The organism is Longimicrobiales bacterium, assembly GCA_028823235.1.
Lineage (GTDB): Bacteria > Gemmatimonadota > Gemmatimonadetes > Longimicrobiales > Gaopeijiaceae > UBA2589.
Map to the genome: position 1 here is coordinate 166,162 of JAPKBW010000003.1, position 20,694 is coordinate 186,855.

Consider the following 20,694-nt stretch of genomic DNA (forward strand, 5'->3'; position numbering starts at 1 on the left):
GCGTGATCACGACAGCCACCCCAAGATCAGCAGCAGGCAGTACGCGGCGGGAAACGTAAAAAGAAGCGAGTCGACTCGGTCCATGACCCCACCGTGGCCCGGGAAGAACGTTCCGGAGTCCTTGACCCCTGCTTCCCGCTTCAGCAGAGACTCGATCAGATCGCCCAGTACGGCGGTCGCACCCAGCAAAGCACCGAGCGCGGCCAAGACCCACATGCCCCCGAGTGGAGCGTTCGGGAGCTTGGGACCAAGGACAACGAACCAGAGCACCCCGCCGAAGGCCGCGCCAATCACATCTCCCCAGAATCCAACCCAGCTCTTATTCGGGCTGATGGTCGGGGCGAGCTTGCGCTTCCCCCACGCCGTCCCAGCGAACAAGGCAGCGGCATCGCCAATCCATGTGGCAAAGAGTGGCAGCGCCACAGCGGCCAGTCCACCCAGTGCTGCGCCCTCGGGAGCTACCCATCCCGCTGCAGCAGGGAGCGCGTGCAAGAGCGGGGCGCATGCGAGAGCCAGACCCACGTAGACCGTTGCGACCACGGTGATTCCGCTGGCGGCCAGCGGGTTTCCACCTGGTCCCCTGGTCAGCATGGACGCAACGAGTGCAATCAGGGTCGTCGCGCCAATGACCGCGAGTGCCCAAGGCGCGTAGGCGGTGAAGGACGGCAGCCAGCCGCCGAGAAGGACCAGGACTGCGGCCGCAGGCACACCTACCCATTCGATCGGTTCGATATTTTGCCGATGCGCCAGGCGATAAATCTCGTGCGTCGCCCACCCCGCGAAAGCCGAAAGAGGGAGTGCCAGAAACCAACCCCCAAGGTAGGACAGCCCCAGAAACATCGGAATTCCGGCCCCTGCCACTGCGAAGCGTTTCCCCAGTTCACCCACGGTTTGTGCTCACTCCGACGCGACTCGTCCAAACCGTCGCTCGCGCCGCTGAAAGTTGAGGATCGCGTCAAAAAGGTGTTCACGATCGAAGTCCGGCCACAGCACATCAGTGATATACAGCTCAGTGTACGCAAGCTGCCACAGCATGAAATTGCTAATGCGGTATTCTCCCGAGGTCCTGATCAGGAGATCAGGGTCGGGGACTCCCGGAGTAAAAAGCGCTCCAGCCAGCTCATCTTCATCGATATCCTCCACTGAAAGTGAGCCCTGAGCGACTCGATCCGCGAGGATACGCGCCGCTCTCAGGATTTCCTCTCTTCCGCCGTAGGAGATCATCAGGTTCAGTCGAAGGGCGGTGCCGCCCCGGGTCTTGCTGACAATCGCGTCGACCGCCGAACGTGTCGGGGCATCAATCCGCTCAAGGTCCCCCAGGACGTGAACCTCCACGCCTTGGCGCCGTAACTCAGTCCCTTCTTTTTTTGCGTACAGCTGCAGGAGAACCATCAGCGCAGAAACTTCCTGCGCGGGGCGGCTCCAGTTTTCTGTGGAGAACGCGAACAGAGTGAGAATATTGACGCCCGAGTCGACGGCTCCCTCGATCGCCTCTCTCACGGATTTCATCCCCTCACGATGGCCTAGGTGCCGAGGGAGTCCGCGATCGCAAGCCCACCGGCCGTTTCCGTCCATTATCACGGCTACGTGCGAGGGCACATCATTGGCTAGGCGAATTCGATCGAGGCGGTCACTGGGCATTAGATCAATTCGTGAGGCGGGACTAGATCGCCATCACCTCAGCTTCCTTGTGTTTCAGCATGTCGTCGATCTTGGTAGCGAATTCGTGAGTAACCTTCTCAAGAGCATCTTCACGTCGGCGGCCCTCATCCTCCCCGAGATCATGCTCCTTCACCAACCCGTGGATCTCGTCCCGCACGATTCGTCGGGCGTGGCGGACAGAGATCCGTCCGTCCTCAGCCATCTTGTGGAGCACCTTCACAAATTCCTTCCGGCGCTCCTCGTTAAGCGGAGGAATCGGAATCCGGATCACGTTCCCATCGTTGGACGGGTTCAGGCCTAGGTCTGCCGTCATTATGGCCCGCTCCACATCCGGCAGAATCGATTTGTCGAAGGGCTGGACCATGAGGAGGCTCGGCTCAGGCGTACTGACCGTGGCGACCTGATTGAGGGGCATCTTCGACCCGTAGGCGTCGACGCGGACCGTATCAAGGAGAGCCGGTGTGGCCTTTCCCGTTCGTACAGTGGCGAACTCACGCCGCATGGCGTCTACCGCCGCATTCATCCGTTCTTTGGCGTTTTCGACCGTCGGCATGAAGACCTCTGAATGAGTTAGTTGGCTAAGATACTAAAGTGCCTACGTGCTCTCCACGAATTGCGTCAGCGACCGCGCCGCTATTGCTGGGATTGAGCACGATGATCGGCAGATTGTTCTCTTTGCAGAGCGTCACCGCGGTGGTGTCCATGACCGCCAATTCACGTGTCACCACCTCCTGAAACGAAATCTCGGGAATGAACACTGCCGTCGGGTCGGTGACTGGGTCCGCAGTAAAGACCCCGTCTACCTTCGTCGCCTTGATAACGACGTCAGACTCCATCTCGATGGCACGCAAGACCGCAGCAGTGTCGGTCGAGAAGTACGGGTTCCCTGTGCCGCCGGCGAAAAGTACAACTCGACCCTTCTCCATGTGGCGCATGGCCCGGCGGCGAATGTACGGCTCCGCGATCTCTTCCATGCGAATCGCAGTCATGACGCGAGTTTCGACACCCTTTGTCTCAAGAAGATCCTGGACCGCCAGAGCGTTGATCACCGTACTCAACATGCCCATGTAGTCGGCCTGAACTCGATCCATGCCTTCTTTGGACGCGATCGCTCCGCGCACGATGTTGCCGCCGCCAATGACAATGCCCAGGGAAACACCCATCTCCACGAGGGCCTGGATCTCATCCGTCAGTTGATCAACGACAGAGGGTTCGATACCGAAGCCCCGCTTTCCGGCGAGGGCCTCGCCGGAAAGCTTCAGGAGCACTCGTTTGTATCGCAGGTCGCCGCTCATCAGGGTTACCGCTCACCAACCTTCATGCGCGCAAACCGGGAAATCTGGATCTTCTCACCCACGGTGGAAGACACCTCGGTGATGAGTTGCTCAACCGTCTTGTCCGGATCCTTTACGAACGGCTGCGCAAGCAGAGTGCTCTCCTTGAAGAACTTTTGCAGACGCCCCGCAACCATTTTCGCCGCAATCTCATCGGGCTTGCCCTCTTCGCGAGCCTGCTCGAGGTACACGGCCTTCTCACGTTCGATCACCTCGGCGTCAATCTCGTCCGGCGAGACCGATAGCGGAGCGGTCGACGCGATGTGCATCGCAATATCGCGAGCCAGTGCACGGAAATCATCGGTGTTTGCAACGAAGTCGGTCTCGCAGTTCAACTCCACGATCACCGCAGTCTTGTTGTCGAAGTGGATGTAACTCCCGATCACACCCTCCTTCGCAGACTTCTCGGCTCGCTTCGCTGCCTTGGCTGCACCCTTGGCCCGGAGAAGATCGACGGCCTTCTCAATGTCGCCCTCGGTTTCCGTCAAAGCCTTCTTGCAGTCCATCATGCCCGCGCCAGTCATATCGCGGAGCTTTTTTACGTCTTTCGCGCTGATCATCGTAGCATCACTCATCGGCATCATTTCGTTGTCAACGCCCGGCATTCTCCGGGTCGTGAAAAGAGGCGGCAGGGCCGTGGTTCTGGCACCCGCGCCGCCTCTGTCGAGCCCAGACCTTCCAAGGCTCTCACCTCGCCAGCGAGCCGGCGAGCCAGGGTCGCGAACGACCCATGTTACTCGTCGGCGTTGGCCTTGATCTCCTCGGTGGCCACCTCAGGTGCAGCTTCGCCCTCCGCGACCGAAGCTTCGGCAGCTGGGGCTTCGGCAGTTGAAGTTTCTGAACCCTCAGCTACCTCCGCACCGGCCTCACCTTCTTCTCCATCCGAATTCACCTGACCCGCGATCACTTGGGGGCTTGGACGACGCTTCCGGCGAGGACGACGACGCTTCGGAGCTTCCTTCTCTGTCGTCTCACCCGTTTCGGTCGAGTACGTTGTGGCCTCGAGCTCGTCCGTCCGGCGCCGCTCGTCGTCGGGTACTTCCTTACGGGCCGCCGTAATCGTGTCAGTAATCGCCTTGGCGATCAGTGTGACCGAACGGATCGCGTCATCGTTGCCCGGGATCGGATAGTTGATCGGGTCTGGATCGGCATTCGTATCCGTAATCGCAATGACCGGGATGCCCAGTTTCTGAGCTTCCTTCACTGCAATCCCCTCACGGCGCGCATCCACGACGAACATTGCTCCGGGGAGTCGCCCCATGTCCTTAACCCCGACCAAGTACTTATCGAGCTTGATACGCTCGCGGTCGAGCATGAGGCGCTCTTTCTTGGTGTAGAACTCCCAAGAATTCTCCTCACTTCCGCGCTCGAGCTCTTTCAGCCGCCGGATCTGCTGACGAATTGTCTGGAAATTCGTGAGCATACCACCTAGCCAGCGCTCTGTAACCCAGAAGGAGCCACAGTCTTTAGCCTCCTGCTCAACCACACCCTTGAGCTGCTTCTTGGTGCAGACGAAGAGGACTCGGTCACCGCGGAGTATCACCTCGCGAATCGCCTGCTGGGCGACGACAAGACGATCAAGCGTCTTGCGGAGGTCGATGATGTGGATGCCGTTGCGCTCCGCGAAGATGAAAGGCTTCATCTTCGGATTCCAACGGCGGGTCTGGTGGCCGAAATGAACTCCGGCCTCGAGAAGTTGGTCGAGACGTACGTCAGACATGTTGTTCGTTTCTCTTATTCGGGGCCGATATACGCCCCGGTCAGGATATGACGCGGCCGAAGCCAGCGCCGAATGGGTTTAGCGAATGTTTAACGCTTGGAGAACTGGAACCGCTTACGCGCCTTGGGACGGCCGGGCTTCTTACGCTCGACCTGGCGTGCGTCGCGTGTCAGCATGCCCTTCTCGCGAAGTGCACCCCGGAGTTCTTCATCATGAGCGACAAGCGCACGGGAAAGTCCCATGCGAACAGCGTCGGACTGCCCAGTCAGGCCACCACCGTGTACACGGACCGTGACATCGAAGGTGCCCTCAAGGTCTGCGACCTTGAACGGCTCCTCAATACGGATCTGGTGCGTGGGGCGCGGGAAGTAGTCGGGCATCTCGCGCCCGTTCACGACCCATTTGCCGGTTCCGGGACGTAGAAGCACGCGGGCCACCGAACGCTTACGGCGTCCGACGGTCTGAATTTGGTTCGTCACATCAGCCATTTCGGTCGTATTCCTCAGATGTCCAGGGGCTCGGGCCGCTGGCCCTGATGGGGATGATCGGTCCCTGCGTAGACCTTCAACTTCTTCTGCAGGGCACGACCGAGTGTGTTCTTGGGCAGCATGCCCTTTACCGCCAGCTCGATAACGCGCTCAGGGTGTGTCTCGATCATTCGACGGAATGGGATGTGCTTTTCATGGCCCATATATCCGGAATGGCGGAAATAGGTTTTTTGATCGGCCTTTTTACCAGTCAGGCGGATCTTCTCGGCGTTCACGACGACGACGTTGTCCCCAGTGTCGAGATGCGGGGTGTACATCGCCTTCCGTTTGCCGCGAATGATGGAAGCGACTTCTGTCGCGAGCCGCCCGAGCGGCTTGTCGGTCGCGTCTACGAGCCACCAATGGTGCTCGATGTCCGCGGCTTTCGGTGTATACGTTTTCATACCAAGGCTTACGATTGGGCGCTTCTGAAAAGAGCTTCCAAAGTTAGACGGGAAGCAAAAAAGCGTCAACGGCCAGACCTCCTTGTGTCATGCGGGTTTCCGAGGCGCCTTGGCGGGCTGTGCGCGTAGGAGGACGGCGACCGGACAAGTGATGGCTTTCCTGCCCGGTTTCACCTCAGTCGCCGGCTACTCCCGGAAGGTCTCCAAGAAGCGCGATCGCGACGCATGGCGCAGCCGACCCAGCGCCTTTTCCTTGATCTGCCGAATGCGCTCCCGAGTAACCCCCAAGATTTCACCAATCTCTTCCAGGGTCATCGGGTCCTGATCGTCGAGGCCGAAATACAACCGGAGGATCTTCGCCTCGCGCTCTTTGAGAGACGAGAGGGAATCCTCGATGGTGGCCTTGAGCGCATGTTCGAACGCTTCTTCTTCCGGACCGGGCGAATATTGATCGGGGAGATAGTCGAGCAGGCGATTGTCTCCACCTGGGGTCATCGGCGCATCGAGCGACAGGTGCGTATGAGAGATCGCCAGCGTCCGCTCGATCTCTGCCTTCGACACGTCTAGGTCCTCAGCGATCTCGTCTACCGTCGGCTCGCGCCCCAATTCCTGCAGCAGCGTCGAGGTCCGCCGCCCGATACGATACAGGGCACCGGCACGATTCAGCGGGACTCGAACGATACGGCTCTGCTCAGCGAGAGCCTGCAGGACCGCCTGTCGGATCCACCAAACGGCATAACTGATGAACTTGATGCCCTTGGTCTCGTCGAACTTATGGGCAGCTCGAATGAGTCCGAAGTTTCCCTCGTTGATCAGATCCGAGAGCGGCACGCCCTGATTCTGATATTTCTTGGCCACCGAAACGACGAAGCGGAGGTTCGAACGGACCAGCTTATTGAGCGCTTCTTCATCATCCTGGCGGATGAGCTTCGCGAGGCGCGCTTCCTCTGCCCGGTCGATGAGCGGGTACTGACTGATTTCCTTCAGATATTGGTCCAGCGAGCCTTCCCGGGAGGAATCTCTGCGGGATGAGAAGGTCATCTAGCGCGCGGGTGGGAAGTGCCGGTACGGGCCTTGTCGGCTCACTGCGGATCCGACGCCCTGCGTAGAATCTTAACGATCAGGGAATCGCGCAATGGCTCCGCGCCCCGCGCGGCGTTGAATTCCGCGGGGCAGAAAGGTGCGATCAACGGATTACCGTTCCCAGCCGAGCCCAACGTACCTTGGAGACCTAGGAAATCGTGGCATCCAACGGATCCTCGAACAAGTAGTACACCATCCAAGGAAGATCGACCGTGCCCAGCCATCAAAGCACTCGGTAATGCGGTTGTAGCTAGATCGGGTCCAAGCCATTCGCTCCCATGTCGTCCCGTGTGCTGAGGCGTAGAGACTACCGAACGATCGAAGTCCTCTACGCGGCTCCGGACGGGACTGTGTTCAACCCTTAGGGTTCGACTTCAACCCTCTCGGACAAGCTCGTATCGCTCGATCTTCTTGTAGAGGTTTGACCTTGGCATGTCGATGCGCCGAGCTGTTTCAGCCACGTTCCAGTCATTCTCTCGAAGCTTCTGGAGAATGTAGGCGCGCTCTGCCCTCTCTTTGAAATCCGAGAAGTTGTCAGTGGAGAGCAGTTCGCCACCGACCCCACCGCCCGCGCTCCGACCGGCCGCCAGCAACTCCACATCTTCGGACCGAACGGAATCTCCAGCCGAGAGGATGAGGAGGCGTTCCACAGTGTTTCGAAGTTCGCGAACGTTTCCGGGCCAGGAGAGTGTCCGGAGACGGTCGATCGCGGCTGTTTCAAAACTCCTGGGGGACATCCCCTCACGCTGCGTCATGATGTCCGTGAAGTGCTGGATCAACATGGGAATGTCATCTCGGCGTTCCCTCAGCGGCGGCATGTGGATTGGGACGACGTTGAGGCGGTAGTAGAGATCCTCTCTGAAGTCGCCTTCGTCGATCTGACGTTCGAGCTCCTTGTTCGTCGCGGCTATGACTCGCACGTCGACCTGGACCGCCTTTGAGCCGCCGACACGTGTAATCACCCCCTGCTCAAGTGCCCGCAGCACCTTCGCCTGGGCATCTTTAGACATGTCCCCGATCTCGTCGAGGAAGAGCGTCCCGCCATCTGCCTGTTCAAACTTGCCCGCTCGATTGGCAACCGCGCCCGTGAAGGAACCCTTCACGTGCCCGAATAGCGCCGACTCGATGAGTTCCGACGGGATCGCGGCGCAGTTCACCTCGATGAACGGCCTCGCCTCACGCGAAGACAGGCGGTGAATCGCCCGGGCAACGAGCTCTTTACCCGTCCCGTTTTCCCCCGTGACGAGAACCCGGGCGTCCGTCGGGGCTACCCGCTCAACGCGCTCCAGTACCTGCCGGACAGGGTACGACGTACCGACAATCTCGTAACGACTCTCAACCTGACTTCTCAGGTCGGCCATACTCTGGGTGAGCCCCCTCAGCTGGAGGGCCCTGCGTAACGTCACAAGGAGTCGATCGGTGTCGAGTGGCTTCTCGAGAAAATCGTAGGCGCCTTTCCTCGTCGCCTCGACCGCAGTGTCGATCGTGCCGTGTCCGGAGATCATGATCACAAGGGCGCTCGGATCATCCTCCCGAAGTCGGGCCAGGACGTCTAGGCCATCGAGCCCCGGCATCTTCACATCGAGGAAGATGACATCGGGCCGAAAGTCCACCGCGAGGGCGATCCCATCAGGACCATCTTCCGCGGCTAGAACCTCATGCCCCTCGTATTCGAATACCTGAACGAGGGCGTCACGGATGCCGCTTTCGTCATCGACTACAAGTAAGCGTGCCATGTCGGATTTCGGTTGTGGGCGGAGGTCACCAACGTGTTAGGGACTACCACTCCCATCTACCGCGCGATCCAGGATTGGTTCGGCGCGCTCAAGAACCAGTAGCCCATCTCTCACCAGCACAGACGTGATTCCGTTGGGCCAAGGGAGCTGAATCGCGGGGACCCCGCGCGCCATATCTGATGTTTGTCGTGCCGGCACGCCCTGGGCAAGGCCACCCGGAAGCTCGGCAACGATCGCCGCAATAACACCTCTTGGAAGGGATATGTGGGACACACGCGCGTGGTCGATCTGGAAGGCGACTCCACCGGGGCCATTGCGGATGACGCGCCCCCGCAGCGTGACGTCCAGGGTATCAGGGAGCACGCCAAGCACGGACCCAAGGTCCGCGCTCGCAGACAACGCGTCTCGTGACGCCCGGGCGTCGAGGTGAACCTCACTTCCCATGATCCGGACCCTCGGGGCAGTAATACCCGACGGCAGAAGCCCGGACGCGGCGTGCCTGAGAAGGGCCGTCAACTCGGGGCCATCCAGCGTCATGCGGTCGTCAGCATTCCCCGTGCTGAAGAGCTGAACGCGATCAACCATCGTCGCGGCGACCCGGGGGCCCGCATCAACCGGGGCATCAGGAGTTTCGTCTTCGAACTGCACGGAGGGGTTAAGAGCAGGCGCCCGATGTTCCGCCAAGCGAATAACACCGAGCAGAGCCGCACCGACCGCGAGTGCTAGGCCGGGAATCCACGGTCGCCGTGCCATGGAGGACATCACGCGGAGGCCAGCCGAGCCCGGGAAAGCACGCTGTATCGGGCATCCCCCGGTGAAAGCTGACTCCGCATCAGGTCGATCGTGCGCACCTTGACTTCGACCTCGAGGTCCAGGTCAGCCAGCACAGTGTCGAGCCCGCGGAAGACCCCAGCGCCCCTCGCTTCGTGCGCCCGGCCCAGTGTGATGTGGGGATGGAACGCCCTCGTTTCAGCTCGGAACCCGACATCTCCCAGTGCCCATTCCAGTTCCTGCTTCATGCACCGGAACTCTGAACTAGCTCTTGCGCCGATCCAGATCACATCTGGATGGCGGACCGTCGGGAACCCGCCGAATCCAGCAAGTGTGGTGGTGAACGACCGAGTCCCCGTCGCCACCCGCTCGAGTGCTTCCTCGATCACAGGAATACGCCCGGGACGCACCTCACCCAGAAATTTCAAAGTGATGTGGAAACTGTCGGGCTCGATCCACCGGACCGGTAGGTCACCTTCGCGAAGATCCCGAACGGCGCGATGAACGCGGGTCCGTTGCTTCTTCGGAATGTTGATGCCAACGAAGACGCGCATGAACGCTGGTCGAAGGGGCTGACTCGTCGATCCTCAGCGGAGGGACGATGGAGCTTGGTCCCCCCAACCTAGCGATCCGGCGAGAGGCTGCGCTACACCTCAGGGGGTGTGGACGGCTCTTCGGGAACTTCCAGGGAAGCATCGGGATCCGTCGCCAGCGCCTCCCGCGAGAAGTTGATGCGTTGCGTCGGATACGCCAAAGCCACGTCTGGATGCTCGCCAAAAGCGTCGAGGAGTCGCTCCCAAAGTTGGCTCGCGCTGCCCCGTCGCTCGCGGGGCCGGCACAGGTAGCGGAGGGTAAGCATCACTCCGCTCCCTTCAACCGTAACGTACACAAGTGGGGTGAGCGTCCGGTAGCGAATCAGAAAGCGCTGATCGCCGCTCTTCGGAGCGGCGTTCGCTTCACGGGTGATCTCGACCGTGAGATCGGCAGCGAGTGACTCGATCACCTCTTTCGCCTTCCTCCAGTCACTCTCGAACGTGATCAGCACAGCTAGCTCGTTCCACAGATACGGGAAGCCAGCCACGTAGTTAGCTAGCGGCTTCGTGAACACAGCTGCGTTCGGAATGTGAATCAGGCGTCCGGTACTCTGGTCAGCGCTGACCCAATTTCCGATTTCCATGATCGTGAATTGGAAAAGACTTCGGTCGACCACGTCCCCAGCATGGTCTCCGATCTGAATTCGGTCTCCAAGCTCGAACGGTCTTCGCCAAGCGATAAACGCCCAGCCGGCAAGGTCTGCCACCAGGTCCTTCAGTGAAATCGCAAGACCGGCCGATAGCAGCCCTAGGAACGTCCCGACGGAACGCAGTGCCGTGAACCACACCTGCGTGAGGAAGAGCGCCGCAATCGCAAAAGCAACATTAGCCGAGGCCTTGGCCCAGCGATACCTGAGTTCCTGGTCTTCGACGCGCCTGTTTACCAGCGCAAGGACCGCCCGGCGGGCGATAAACACTCCCAGAACAACCAGCACCGAAAGAATGGTATTGGTCTGTATCTCTAGGCCCACACCCGGGATCAGGCTGAAGTCGGAGTCTCCGCCGACCGGCGTCTGCAGAACCACAGTGCTCAATGCTCCGTACCGACCGCGAGACGATTACGAGATGAGGGTTCGCTTTGCTTCGCAGACGCTTCGGTGGTGATGACGACAACGGACCCTAGGATGATGGCGGCCGCCCCCAGCGAGCGGAAGGCCAACGGCTCGCCCGCGAAAGCCCAACCCAGAAGCATGGCAACGACAGGGTTCACATATGCGTACGTTCCTGCCCGGGCCGGCGGAACGACAGTCAGGAGCCAAATGTACGCCGCGTACCCAATCAGGGCTCCGGCCAAGATCAGATATCCGAACGCGACCCAAGAACGCCCAGAAATGCTAGCAATGTCGAGCCTCGCCCAGTCGCCCGTCAGTGCCGCCAGTACAGAAAGGACGGTACCACCCGAGAGCATCTGCATTGCAACCAGCATTCTCGGTCGGGGCGGATCCTTGATGTACCGTGAGTGAAGCGAACCGGCGGCCCAGCACAGCGATCCACCCATCACAAACAGGGCACCCAACAGCTCCTTGCTTCCACCTGCGCCGACTCCGGGCGAGCCGGCCAGAAGGGCGACTCCCGAAAATCCCACCGTGAGCCCGATCACAGTTCTCCGCGTCGGCTTCACGCGGGAACCAAAGAATCGATCGAGGATGACCATCCAGAGAGGCACGGAGGCGACGAGCAACGCCACCAACCCCGATGGCACCCACTGTTCTGCGATCACGATGGCTCCGTTGCCACCTGCCAAGAGAAGTGTCCCGGAGATGGCTGCAGCCCGCCAATGCGCACCAGACGGCATGGGTGCGCCCCTGCTCAGCGCCCACGCGAAAAGAAGAGTGCCTGCGGTCAGAAAGCGCGCAGCTGCCATGGCGAGCGGTGGCATCGTCTCGATTGCGAACCGAATCGCAAGGTACGTCGACCCCCAGATGAAGTAGACTGCCGCGAATGCGAGCACAATTCTTGTGAGCGTGGGCTCGACCCGGTCAGTGGATCGGGGGGCACAAAGGGAGGGTTGGGACATGCGGAGAATGTCGCCCTTTGGGCAGGCGGTTCAACCCTGCCAGAGCGGAGGTATATGCATCACTCCAGGACACCACCTTCACTGGCCGGCCAAGCTGGCGCGACCCAATGCAAAGCGCTCTGCGAAATCCGTCCCTGAGAACCGAATAACATCTGGCTAGGGAACATATCGGTCACGCGGGACGTTGCTCGGGCTCTGCCCCGTTAGTGCGGAAACTCTCAAAGAGAGAGCCCATTGGGCGCCAGGAGGAGTGTCATGGAAAAACACAGGACGGCCAGCGCATCTCTGAAATCTTCCTAAGTCACAGTCGCGGCAGACCTGCCCGCCCCCGCCACACAAGACCAAATATTGCAGAGCCGCTTGCCAAGCTGTGGCATTAAGGCTAAGTCGGCCCTGCGTAAAATGGGTTTAATTGATTACTTACACCCCTTCAATGACAGGAGTAGTCGCATGGTCGCAAAGGTTCTTACGTTCGGATCTGTCGGAGTTGCACTAGCCGCCGTCTTTCTCTCAGCGCAGTTCGCTTACTTCCCACTGGTTCTCTTGGTTCTCGGTCTTGCTTGGGGATTCATGCAGCCGGCTGAGGACGTGTCGACTCGTGTAGCTTTTTACGTGTTGGCATTTACACTGCCGACCATCGCCGACCACTTGGACGTGATTCCGATGGCTGGTGCCTACGCTAACGGCTTCCTGGACAATTTCGCTGTCGTTATCGCGGGTGTCGCCATTGGAAACGTTTTCGTCGTTCTGATGAACCAGTTGAAAGCCGCGGCAGCCTAGAGGCTTCCACCAGTCGAGCACTGGTTAAGAATGAAGGTGGGGATCAATTCTTTCAGCCCCCATTTATCCAAAATCAAACCCCGGTTGAGGCTCCAGCCTTGAGCGGGGTTTGATTTTGGATCCAAGCGCGACCTCGTGTGAAACCGAGACTCCGCAAAGGCTCCCACCGTTTATGTCTTTCCCCTAGCGGCGACTTTCCAGATCGGTGGCGTACCCTCGGGACTCCTCAGGATCACGGGCTCATCTGACCCGGCAGCTTCCGCGGCCATTTCCCGGGAGTGACCACCGACGGCGGGATCAGTCCTCAGAGATTTCAAGCGCTGCAGCTTCCCGGAGAAGATCCCAGACGTGAAGCACGTCGTCACGGGTCGTCTTCAGATTCCCGATCGCGAGCCGGATGACCGTTTGTCCCCGAAGATCCGTGTGAGTCAGGAACGCCTCACCCGAGCCGTTGACCCGATCCATGGCTCTCTTCGTCACCTTATCTCCCGCCACGTGACGAATCGTGACGAGTGAGAGATGAACGGGCGCCGTGACCTCCCACTCCTCCTCCGCCTCGACCAGCTCAGCAAAATGCCGAGCGATCTCCACGTGGTAGCGGATTCGAGCCCTGATCCCATCTCTTCCAAACGCCCTGAGTACGAACCACAGCTTCAACGCCCGAAAACGGCGTCCCAGTGAAATCCCGTAGTCCATGAGACTTCGAGTCTCGGCCTGCTCCGCTGACGTCAGGTATTCAGGGACGATAGAAAACGCTCGCACCAACATTTCCGGGCGCTGACAGTACAGCACGGAGCAGTCGATGGGGGTGAATAGCCACTTATGTGGGTTAATCACCACCGAGTCGGCTCTGTCCCACCCCTGGAAAAGTGCCCTTACCTCGGGCACGACTGCAGCGGAACCCCCGTACGCGGCATCGACGTGAAGCCACACTCCATACTCTTCCGCCAAGTCCGCAATCTGGTCGACCGGGTCGACCGCCGCCGCTGACGTGGTCCCGAGCGTCGCTACGATGCCCACCGGCTGGATTCCGGCAACAACGTCCTCCGCGATCGCTGCCCGCAAAGCCTCAACATCCATGGAGAATGCCTCGTCCGTCGGGATCGTGCGGAAGCCCTCCCGTCCGAAGCCCAGTGTCAGTACCGCCTTCTCGATGGAGGAGTGCGCCTCCTCGGACGCGTAGATTCTCCCCCTCGGCATCCCGAACATGCCAGCGGAATGCGCCTCGGGATACGCGACCTCTCTCGCCGCTGCGAGTGCGTAGAGTGACGAGGAAGAGGCCGTGTCGTTGATGACCCCTTCAAAGACCTCTGGCAAACCCACAAGCTGCCTGAGCCAGTTCGTGGTCACATCCTCGAGCTCAGTGGCCGCTGGAGAGCTGCGCCACACCATCGCGTTCACATTCAACGCAGCGGCCAGCATCTCACCTAAGATTCCGGGGCCAGACGCCGTGATCGAGAAGTAGCCAAAAAACGACGGGTGATTCCAGTGCGTCAGCCCGGGCACCACCAGCTCACGGAAGTCGCGTAGGACCTCGTCCATTGATTCGCCGTGGTCTGGAGCCTCACGCGGCAGCGCCGAGGTGAGGAAGCCAGGCGAAGGACTCGAAAACACCGGGAGATCCCCGACCGTCGCCAGGTAGTCCGACATCCAATCCGCGGTCTCGCGGGCGTATCGTCGAAACTCATCCTCTGGCATATCTCCAGGGGGAGTTTCTTCTGGGGTGGTTCTGTTCAGTGTTCTGCTTCCGTAGAGGCTCCAGCCCAAGCGACGACGTGTTCCACGACGCTGCGGACTTCGCTAGAAATCTGCTCGAGTTGGATCGCGACTTTTGATGCCACATCGTCGCCTGACAGTAGGGGTTTTCCGTCCTCGGAGCTAAAGAACAGCGCGTCAGTGTGTACCACACTGGCGTGCGTCGCGGCACAGTCTAGAGACCGATTCAGTCCCAGGATCTCACGCAGAGACAGCGGGACGGTGCCACCCAGTGTGGGATCGCGATAGCGATCACAAATTACGAGCAAAAGGTGCAACTCTTCGATCGCCTCGCCTGCTGCCAGCCCGCGCTTGGCAGCGATGGCACCGTACAGCCCAGAGGTGTGATCTGGTCTCGATGGGGGCCGCGCATGAGCGGCAAGAGTCGCACGAGAGGTTCGGCAAAGCGATCGACGATCTCAGAGGTGCCCGGAGCGCTTCCCATTCCCCGGGCCCGCAACACGTGGATCCATACCCCGGTAAGCGAGTGAGCACGATTCTGAAGCCAGGTCGCCAACTCCTTCGGTCCGAGGCGAGGCGTCAAAACGACCGGCAACTCGTCTTCGGAGATGGGCTCTGGTGGTGTCGAATGGCAACCAGAAGCGTTTCCAGGCATGAAGGTATTGGTGAAATTCGGAGCAAGGTCAGGGCGATGGACGCCCTTGGGGGCCTAAAAGATAGAGCACTCGACCCGCCGAATCCACGTGGGCGTTCGAGGCTCCTTCTGCTACAGCGTTTCTACGTCCCTTCGAGAGTCTCCCAAACGCGGAGCGTGACCGTGACGGTGGTGCCGACGCCAAGCTCGCTCTCGACGCTGATGCTGCCACCCCATGCAGTGACGACCCGCTGGACGATCGCCAGCCCGAGTCCGGCACCCCTGGATCGGGTACTGAATTGGGGTTCGAAAATGCGCGGCAGGACGTCCTCGGAGATCCCGCTTCCGTCGTCCGTTACAACTAGTACCACCGCCGACGCGTCTTCACCTTGGCGCGCAGAGATCGTGACCCGCGTGCCTTCGGTGCCTGCGAGCCGAGCGTTCTCGAGCAGGTTGACCAGCACCTCTTTGAGTTCGGCGGTGCGAGCCACGACGGGCTGGAGACTCCGATCAACATCCTGCTCGAAGCGAACCCGTGCGGCAGAGCTGCCGTAGAGGGCCATGACCTCGCCGACTACGTCCTCCACGGAGATGGGTGCCAGCGGGGTCGCCTGATCACTCGGTGCTCCGAACCGCGAAAACGACTGTGCAATCTCCGCCAGATGGTCAATCTCGGCTAGCATCGCGTCGGCGTTCTTGATCAGAATTTTCTCGAAGTCAGGGTGTCCATCGTCCCAGGCTCTCTTAACATGCTGGATACTCAGCTTGATGGGAGTGAGAGGGTTTTTCACCTCATGCGCCACCTGCCGCGCCATCTCCCCCCAGGCCAGCACGCGCTCCGCCTTCAACTCATCGGTCACGTCGTCCAGGGAGACGACGACACCCCGGCGCGTGCCAAAGCCGCCTAGTCGTCGTACTCGAACTCGAACCCGGCGTTCACCGACTTGGAAGTCCGAGTTCCCTTCGTCCGCTGTCCCAGCTAGGTAGTTCTCGAGCCAGTCGTTCAGCGGCTCACCTAGCGCACCTCCAAAGGGAAGATTCCGTCCGACGAATACTTCGATACCGAGCAGCTCTTCTGCCCGTGGATTAACCAGCGTGACTCGTCCCGCCGGATCAAGCGCGACCATGCCGACCGCGGCCTCGTCCATGATGAGCTGTGTTCTACGAGACGTCCGCACCAGTTGGCGGCGAGCGCGTCGTACACGACCGACCATTCGGTTGAAGGCCCGAAATACCGCACCGAATTCATCCTGCCGATGGGCAGGCAAGCGAAGTCCCAGATCTCCGGAACCGAGGCTCTCCGAGGCGATCTGGAGCGCCTGGATCGGGAGCGTGAGTGCGCGGCCCGCGACCATGGCCAATCCCAGGGACAAGGCACCCCCAAGCATGATGACGAAAAGGAGAAATTCCAGGAGGTCAGTCGTCTGGAGGGCGCTTGTACCCGCCTGCAACGGCACCTGAGCGGCAAGGACGTCTCCATCTCGCAAGCGCCGGTATGCGGTGACGTACCTCCAACGCCCAACGGACGTCTCGTGGAGTTCCTTGATCTCATCGTACCCGTCCAACACTTGGTGTACGGCAAACGGAGTCCATCCCTCGTACAAGCCGAGCTCAACGAGCTCCTCCAGCGACCCTTCCACTAGCTCACCATTACGGTACTCGAGAAGCTCTGCACCCACCTGGTTCGCGAGCCGCTCCATCTGCCCGTCGAGCGCGCCGTACCAGCCAGCCGCATCGTCTACGACGCGCTCCGCGATGACCTGAGCAGAACGCCGCGACGCCTGCGACAGCGTCTGGTACGCCACCGTTCCGAAGACCGCGCTCGCGAAGGCAAAGAATCCGAACAGAGCCAGCGTTACCCGAGCCCGGAAGGAGATCGCAAAGCCCGAAAACCGCACTGCGGCGCGATCGGGATCCCGATGCAACGCCCGTCCGAGGAGAAGCAGCCCGAGGAAGAGAGTGAGGTTGAGGGCGATGAGGAGCACGGCACGCGCGATCCGAAGAGGCACGCCCGGCAGATCCACGGCGTAGATCACATGGTAGGCGGGCCCGTTGGAGAACTGCACTCCGGTATCGGTCTGCCACCCCTCACGCGTGCGGGACCTGCCTATGACAGTGGGCGCGGAGAGGCCATCGGGAAGAGGCAGCACGGACAATGCCTGGAGCTCGGCCCCTGCCGGCCCTCTTACAAGCGGCCCAAGGCCGGCCCTAACGGAGGTTTCCGGAAACGGCGGCACCACTGCCACCACCATACGGTCATCTGGTAGCGCCGAGGTCAGGATGTAGTGCGCGGCATCGTGGTCGAGCTGGACCAGGCGGACCCCACCGGCCACGCGGCCCTCGGCAACGATGGACTGATAGGGCTGCGGCTCTCCTTCAGCCACGCCGATCCGGATGCCCTCCCCCGGTGACCCGTCTCTCAGTTCGACCTGCAAGCGCACCGGATAACCGAGCGCGGACAGTCCACTAAGGCGCCAGGCCTCATAGAGGATCGTAACGTCTTCCGCCCCGCCAGCATCCAGCGAATCGGCGAGACCGGCGAAGTCGAACAGTCGGTCTTCGAGTTCGAGATCCTCGACCGCTGTAATTCGATTGAGCCGAACCGCGCCAGCATTCAGCCTGGCGTCAATGCTCTGGCCCCACATGATCGGGATCGTTGCGCAGCTGGCGATCCCAATGGCGATGGACCATCCAGCCACAGATCGCTGCCAACCACTCCATGCGCCGACCCCATGTGCCGCCAGTCCCACAGGAATCGAAAACGCGACCGACCACCAAACCGACGAAGTGCCTTGAAAGACCACAGTCGCTCCCACCGCCGCAGCGAACGCAGCAGTGACCGCGATCGCTCCGAACATGGTGATGGACGAGCCGCGCCCTCCCCGAACCCAGCTGATCGAGACACCCATGACCAGGGCAAGCAGACTTGTGACCGCGACCTGAAGGGCGACCCACTCGGCACGACCACCTGCTAGGAAGTCAGGGGTCATCCCTCCATGGAGCCAGAGCAAAATGCCCGGACCTAAAACGGCAGAGAGGGCCGCAGCCGTGACTGGGGAAAGGCCGAAGCGTGGCCGCGGAAGCACTGAGGCGAGAGCGAAGAGGACCACACCGATCATCGCGACTCGACCTGCCGAGAGCCCCCAGGGCCCAGGCAGCCGATAGGCAGTGGGATCGAAAACAGCGAAGGCCACCGGAACCGAGTCGACCGGGATCCATATCGCGCCGGCCACGAGGGCCAGGGCCGCTGCGATGGCCTCAGCTCGACCAAGTGGGCCTCCGATCACGAAGAGCAGCCAGGCCGCGAGTGCGACGAACCCTACCGTGAGCGCCCAGTCATACCGAATCCCAGCGGCCCGTTCTTGCGGCTCAGGCTGAACCAGAACCACCGTGAGCAACCGGTCGCCATCTAGGTCGAAATCCCAACCGACCTGTGTCCCGCCGGGATCCTCTTCGGAAATACGAATCTGCTCACCCGACTCGGCGTAGAATCGGGTTACGAGGTTCCGCACTTCCGCGTTGAGGCCTTCCGGTAATGATGCGCGGAGCACATAGGCGGCGACTGCCACACTGCCATCATCTGCCTTGGCCGTGACGTAGAAATATCCGAAGAGGGGGAGTTCACGGTACGACCAGCGCCAATCGCCCCTCTGCACGTCCTCCGGGACCTTTCCGCGGTGAACGCCGTCCCAGGCAACCAGTGCTCCGCTGGCGTCGTAGAGCGCCGCGGCTGAGATCCGGTTCCGCTCCCGAAGGTCCGCCAGATACTCGCTCGTCGGAGCCGTCTCGGTAGCCGTCCAATCCGCGATCAGTTCGTCGACAGCGGAAGCTCCCGCATCCATCCTGTGCTCTTCGAGCTCTACGCGCAGCAGTTCGCCCACTGTCTCCACCCGACCGGCCCAGTACCCATCCCAATCCGTAAGGACCTGATTTACTTGGCGCTCGGCGTGGAATCCGACCAGGATGCCAGTGACCAGTAGAACGACCCCAAGGCTCCAGGATCGCCCACGTTCCTGCCCGGCCGTGATCAGGGTGATGACGAGCGCTCCAGCAGCCACTAATAATGGCCATGGGGTCGTCCCACCCGACCAGATCCAGAGTGCAGCGACACCCACCCAAGGCCCTGCCCACCCTAATCGGTGGAGTGCCAGGTATCCCTCCGAAGTCGAAGGAGATCCAGTTGTCATAGGCGGTCGCCGAGCTGCCATGGACGGAAGTCAGCCGGATCCTCGCAGCGGATCGGGGAATCGCCTTCCCTGTAGGCGCCCTGAAGCAGAATGGTCCACACCTCCCGCTGGGGGGGAATCTGGTCATTGCCCAGGGAGTGGCCCGGGAGGTCTCCGAACGCCTCGTCATCTTGCGTATCCCAACGTTCTCCTTCCGCGTAACCGTAGGTGGGGATCCCTTCTGGAGTCGCGCGGGACTGACACCGAAAACCCTTCATCGGGCGGTGAACGAGTTGTTGGGTCGATGGGACAACGACGGGATGAGCCACTTCGTGATCATCACGAAATACCGGCTTGAGCTCCATCTCGAGGCTTTGCTTATGCCGCCCTCGGGGCCATCTCTCAAGTCGGTGCACGGTCTGTATCAGATCGACGCCTCCGACCCCATCGGCACAGACCCCAACTATGAGCATGCCGGCGAACTCGAAGCGTCGCTGATGCTGCACCTCGTACCCGAACTGGTTCGGACCGATCAATTGAAAGATTATCTCCCGAGCGGTGGAGCCCTCCGAAAGTATACTCGGCGAAGGGCACCGGCGCCCCCGCTTGCCTCACAGCGCGTGCTGGGCTCGCCGTCACTGACCTCAACTGAAAAAGGTGCAAACGTTTTCAAAGGGTACGTCGACATGCCCTAGGAGGCGATCGACGGCCCCGTACCGAACCGTGGTGGGTCACATGGGTAGCAACAGAACATGAATAGATTCGCATTCCTTTGGCTTGGCCTGATCGCTCTTGTCGGCACGCGCGCGCTGTCGGCTCAGGGGATCGTTGTCGACCAGGGCCAGTTCGCTGTCACCGTCGAAGGAGTCTCGGTCGGAAGTGAAGACTTCGTCATTCGGCGTGCGGGGCTCGGAAGTGGCGATGCAGTATTCGCGAACGCGACAGTTGCCCTGGTGGTAGGCCGGGCGACCCAAGACATGCGCATGATTCTCCGGGCGATTCCGCCTGAGGGGTCAGCCGACAGCTACCAGATAGATGTGACTGGTCTCGGCGTGGCGGAGATCGGCCTCGAGAGGGCAGATCGCAGGTTCCTGGCTACGGTGCGGTCCCCCGCCGGTGAGGAGGATCGCGAGTTTCCGGCGCGGCCCGACACTCGCGTCGTCGAGCTCGACGTCGCGCACCACTACTACTTCCTCCGCGACCTCCTCCCAGGTCAAGAGGTCCATGTACTCGAGCCGCGCAGCCGCAGACAGATGACGCTTACCGCGAGCGAGCGGACAGAAGTGCGCATCACTCTGGGACGAAACGTCGTCTCCGCACGACGCATCACGTTCAGTTCGAACGATGGCGACGACCGCACCGTCTGGTTCGACCAACAAGGGCGAGTGCTCAAGGTAGAAGTCCCTTCCCGGGCGTATGAAGCCGAGCGAACAGACCTAGTAGGCTGATCCTAGCGAGTCCGTGCCAACTCACACTTAACATTTTGAGCGTTGTGCGTACTCTATCTTCAGTGAACAAAAAACCGGGGGTTTAGGACCCACGCGGTGTCGG

General features: G+C 60.8%; 19 protein-coding genes. 2 read left to right on the top strand and 17 right to left on the bottom strand.

Features of this window, described 5'->3' with window-relative positions; translation table 11 throughout:
- Positions 1–6 precede the first annotated feature (6 nt).
- From OSA81_02630 to OSA81_02695, 14 genes are all read right to left on the bottom strand, one after another.
- A complete protein-coding gene (locus OSA81_02630; GenBank protein ID MDE0897890.1) occupies positions 7–888 on the bottom strand; it encodes a phosphatidate cytidylyltransferase in 882 nt (293 codons plus the stop codon).
- A 9-nt stretch (positions 889–897) separates the two neighbouring features.
- On the bottom strand, positions 898–1,641 hold the full coding sequence (locus OSA81_02635) for an isoprenyl transferase (protein MDE0897891.1): 744 nt from the start codon (positions 1,639–1,641) through the stop codon (positions 898–900).
- Between the two features lie 22 nt (positions 1,642–1,663).
- A complete protein-coding gene (gene frr, locus OSA81_02640; protein ID MDE0897892.1) occupies positions 1,664–2,215 on the bottom strand; it encodes a ribosome recycling factor in 552 nt (183 codons plus the stop codon).
- A 25-nt stretch (positions 2,216–2,240) separates the two neighbouring features.
- The gene (pyrH, locus tag OSA81_02645; protein ID MDE0897893.1) at positions 2,241–2,957 is read right to left on the bottom strand and encodes a UMP kinase; all 717 of its coding nucleotides are present in this window, start codon (positions 2,955–2,957) and stop codon (positions 2,241–2,243) included.
- A 5-nt stretch (positions 2,958–2,962) separates the two neighbouring features.
- Positions 2,963–3,571 (bottom strand): translation elongation factor Ts, encoded by a 609-nt coding sequence (gene tsf, locus OSA81_02650; protein ID MDE0897894.1) that lies wholly within the window; start codon positions 3,569–3,571, stop codon positions 2,963–2,965.
- 158 nt (positions 3,572–3,729) lie between these two features.
- Positions 3,730–4,716 carry a 30S ribosomal protein S2 gene (rpsB, locus tag OSA81_02655; GenBank protein ID MDE0897895.1) on the bottom strand — a complete coding sequence of 329 codons (987 nt, stop codon included), beginning with the start codon at positions 4,714–4,716 and terminating at the stop codon, positions 3,730–3,732.
- Positions 4,717–4,805: 89 nt separating this feature from the next.
- A complete protein-coding gene (rpsI, locus tag OSA81_02660; GenBank protein ID MDE0897896.1) occupies positions 4,806–5,204 on the bottom strand; it encodes a 30S ribosomal protein S9 in 399 nt (132 codons plus the stop codon).
- A 14-nt stretch (positions 5,205–5,218) separates the two neighbouring features.
- Complete coding sequence (rplM, locus tag OSA81_02665) at positions 5,219–5,647, bottom strand: 50S ribosomal protein L13 (GenBank protein MDE0897897.1); 429 nt, start codon at positions 5,645–5,647, stop codon at positions 5,219–5,221.
- Between the two features lie 186 nt (positions 5,648–5,833).
- Positions 5,834–6,688, bottom strand: a complete 855-nt coding sequence (locus OSA81_02670; GenBank protein ID MDE0897898.1) for a sigma-70 family RNA polymerase sigma factor — start codon at positions 6,686–6,688, stop codon at positions 5,834–5,836.
- A 416-nt stretch (positions 6,689–7,104) separates the two neighbouring features.
- The gene (locus OSA81_02675) at positions 7,105–8,466 is read right to left on the bottom strand and encodes a sigma-54 dependent transcriptional regulator (protein MDE0897899.1); all 1,362 of its coding nucleotides are present in this window, start codon (positions 8,464–8,466) and stop codon (positions 7,105–7,107) included.
- Between the two features lie 36 nt (positions 8,467–8,502).
- On the bottom strand, positions 8,503–9,219 hold the full coding sequence (locus OSA81_02680; GenBank protein MDE0897900.1) for a hypothetical protein: 717 nt from the start codon (positions 9,217–9,219) through the stop codon (positions 8,503–8,505).
- An 8-nt stretch (positions 9,220–9,227) separates the two neighbouring features.
- Entirely contained in the window at positions 9,228–9,791 is a 564-nt protein-coding gene (gene thpR / locus OSA81_02685; GenBank protein MDE0897901.1) for an RNA 2',3'-cyclic phosphodiesterase, read from the bottom strand.
- Between the two features lie 92 nt (positions 9,792–9,883).
- Positions 9,884–10,855 (bottom strand): mechanosensitive ion channel, encoded by a 972-nt coding sequence (locus tag OSA81_02690; protein MDE0897902.1) that lies wholly within the window; start codon positions 10,853–10,855, stop codon positions 9,884–9,886.
- Positions 10,856–10,860: 5 nt separating this feature from the next.
- Positions 10,861–11,847 (bottom strand): EamA family transporter, encoded by a 987-nt coding sequence (locus OSA81_02695; GenBank protein MDE0897903.1) that lies wholly within the window; start codon positions 11,845–11,847, stop codon positions 10,861–10,863.
- 450 nt (positions 11,848–12,297) lie between these two features.
- Between OSA81_02695 and OSA81_02700 the strand changes: the two genes are divergently transcribed.
- The gene (locus tag OSA81_02700; GenBank protein MDE0897904.1) at positions 12,298–12,627 is read left to right on the top strand and encodes a hypothetical protein; all 330 of its coding nucleotides are present in this window, start codon (positions 12,298–12,300) and stop codon (positions 12,625–12,627) included.
- Between the two features lie 297 nt (positions 12,628–12,924).
- Here OSA81_02700 and OSA81_02705 read toward each other — a convergent pair whose 3' ends face one another.
- From OSA81_02705 to OSA81_02715, 3 genes are all read right to left on the bottom strand, one after another.
- Complete coding sequence (locus OSA81_02705; GenBank protein MDE0897905.1) at positions 12,925–14,277, bottom strand: pyridoxal-dependent decarboxylase; 1,353 nt, start codon at positions 14,275–14,277, stop codon at positions 12,925–12,927.
- Between the two features lie 843 nt (positions 14,278–15,120).
- Positions 15,121–19,164: an ATP-binding protein gene (locus OSA81_02710; GenBank protein ID MDE0897906.1), complete on the bottom strand. Its 4,044-nt coding sequence runs from the start codon at positions 19,162–19,164 to the stop codon at positions 15,121–15,123.
- Complete coding sequence (locus tag OSA81_02715) at positions 19,161–19,679, bottom strand: hypothetical protein (GenBank protein ID MDE0897907.1); 519 nt, start codon at positions 19,677–19,679, stop codon at positions 19,161–19,163. Before OSA81_02715 ends, OSA81_02710 begins: the two co-directional genes overlap by 4 nt.
- A gap of 216 nt (positions 19,680–19,895) precedes the next feature.
- On the opposite strand from OSA81_02715, the gene OSA81_02720 reads away from it, so the two are divergent.
- On the top strand, positions 19,896–20,591 hold the full coding sequence (locus OSA81_02720; GenBank protein ID MDE0897908.1) for a hypothetical protein: 696 nt from the start codon (positions 19,896–19,898) through the stop codon (positions 20,589–20,591).
- The last annotated feature ends 103 nt before the right edge of the window (positions 20,592–20,694 follow it).